Below are 2,486 nucleotides of genomic sequence, written 5' to 3' on the forward strand. Positions count from 1 at the left end.
GGCCGACCACATGGACCGGGGCTTTCTGTCGCGCCAGCGCGAGAATGGTCCCGATGACCGCCGCCGCGCCACCCATGTCACCCTTCATGGTGAACATCTGCCGTCCGGTCTTGATGCAGAGTCCGCCGGCGTCGAAGCATATGCCCTTGCCGACCAGAGCCAACGGCTTCGGTCCCGAGCCCTCGCCCTGGTAGGTCAAGGCGATGACACGTGGCTTGTGGGCCGAGCCGTTCCCGACCGCCAGCACCGCCCCCATGCCGATCCGTTCGAGCGCGGTGCTGTCAAGCTCCTCGATGGCGATCCCGGCTTCGCGGAGCGGGGAGAGGAATGTGGCGAAGTTGTCAGGGTGCAGGTGGCTTCCCGGATAGTTCACAAGGTCACGGGCTAGGCAGACACCTTCGGCGATCGCATCGGTCCGTTTCAGCGCCGCGGATCCGATACCCGATGCATGGACCGTCAGCGCCAGCTCGGGCGCCGAAGTCCCCTTGGGCATCATCGGGAAGCGGTAGTTCTGTAGTCGCACCCCGAGGATGATCCGAGCAAGCAGTTCGTCCGGGGCGAGCGCCGATCCCTCGGCCGTGTCGAGGATCAGGGTGACCACTGTCTCCTCCTTCGCCTCGAGATAGCGCGCGAGAGTGGCCCCCGCTCGGCTGGCCCGTAGCTCGGTCAGTGCGGCCGGATCACCTAGATTGAGCACGAGGACCCGGCGCGGCCCATCGTGATGAAGGGCGAGGAGATCGACGACGTCTTCGGCCTGTCCATTCGGGCGCGGTGAGGCGCAGGCGCGAACGAGCCGGCCATCGAGCCGGGCATCCAGGTCCTGTGCGGCGGCGCCAAAGATGCTGCCATACCTCAGCACAACAAGGACATCGCCGGTTGGGGAAGGCGTGGCGCCCCGATCCTGCTGCAATCTGATCGTCACAGGCAAAGGCGTCCTCCCGCAATTCGGCTGCGGCCCGTCATAGGTCCGCCCAACGGCAACGCAAGCAACAGAATGGTCCGGTTGTCCGGAGTCCCGCCTTCATCTCAGGTCGTGCCCTGCACGGGCTCGTCCGGGGGCCATGTTCAGACAGATGACCCGCATCCATCTGAGCGTCGCGTCACTCTCGACCTTAGTATTCCAGCTGTCCTGCTCTCCGGCCCCGTGTCGGCCCGCAAAGGAGCGGGCTGCTCGGTCGGGGAGTTCGTGGGCTCCTGGCTGCGCTCACCAGGGCCTGCTTCCGCAATTATCGCCGCGATCGAAGTGGTGACTGCCAACCCGCATATAGCTTAAAGCATCTAACAAGACCAGGGCATTGGCGTCGAGTTGGCATGAGCAAGGGCCGATGAATCTCCACTGACGGTTGCTCTTGCTTGCCGTAGGGTAAGGTGGAAGGATGTTTCCCGTTGGTGGGTGTGACCGGCGCGGAGGAGCAATCTTCATGACTGGCATAGCGGAACTGGCAGGCAGTTTTCTCGGAGCCGTCCTGGAGCCAGGGGCGACGGGCTTCGAAGATGCGCGCAAGATCCACAATGGCCTGATCGACCGCAGGCCCGCGGTGATCGCCCGGTGTCGGGGCATGGCCGACATCGTTGATGCCGTGCGCCATGCACGAGCAACGGGGCTGGAGATCTCGGTTCGCGGGGGAGGCCACAACGTCGCGGGCCGTGCCGTGCTCGACGGCGGGATGATGATCGACCTCTCGCTGATGAAGGGGATCCACATCAATGCGTCCGCGAGGACCGCCGTGGTCGAAGGCGGGGTGCTGTGGAAGGAGTTCAATCGCGAAGCCCAGCTGCACGGCTTGGCGACCACCGGAGGGGTGATCGGCACAACCGGCGTAGCCGGCCTGACGCTCGGCGGTGGCATTGGTTGGCTGATGACAAAACACGGCATGGCGCTCGACAACCTGCTCTCGGTGGACTTGGTCCTGGCCGACGGCTCGGTTGCGACTGCGAGCGCGGACGAGAACCCCGATCTGTTCTGGGCGGTGCGAGGCGGAGGCGGCAACTTCGGCATCGCCGCCTCATTCGAGTTCAAGCTACATCCAGTCGGACCACTTGTGTTCGGTGGCTTGGCCGCCTTTCCGTTCGCTGAAGCACGACAGGTGCTGCGTGGGTTCCGCGAGCTTGCGGGCGACGCCTCCGAGGACTTGATGGTGGTCGGTGGACTGACGACCACCCCCGATGGCTCTGGCACAAAGATCGCGGCAGTGGTCGTCTGCCACACCGGGTCCTCGGCCGATGCGGAAGCGACGGCCGCCCGCATCCGCGGTTTTGGCACGGTCGCGATGGATGCCCTCGGGCCGATCCCCTATACGGTCCTGAACGGCATGCTCGACGCCGGTTTCCCGAGCGGCGCACTCAACTATTGGAAGTCGACTTTCCTGCCGCAGCTCTCTGACCAGGCGATCGAGGCGATGGTGAGCGCCTATGAGCGCTGCCCGGTTCCGACCAGTTCCATCCTACTGGAGAGTTTCCACGGACAGGCGACCAGGGTTCCGGTC

General features: G+C 64.9%; 2 protein-coding genes. One reads left to right on the forward strand and one right to left on the reverse strand.

The genetic code is table 11. The features are described 5' to 3' along the window. Positions 1-922 (reverse strand): leucyl aminopeptidase family protein (locus AC5JLB_RS27575; protein ID WP_495877036.1); only part of this gene is annotated, 922 nt, incomplete at its 3' end. 499 nt (positions 923-1,421) lie between these two features. On the opposite strand from AC5JLB_RS27575, the gene AC5JLB_RS27580 reads away from it, so the two are divergent. Further along, positions 1,422-2,486 (forward strand): FAD-binding oxidoreductase (locus AC5JLB_RS27580; protein WP_495877035.1); only part of this gene is annotated, 1,065 nt, incomplete at its 3' end.

Source organism: Myxacorys chilensis, assembly GCF_059505265.1.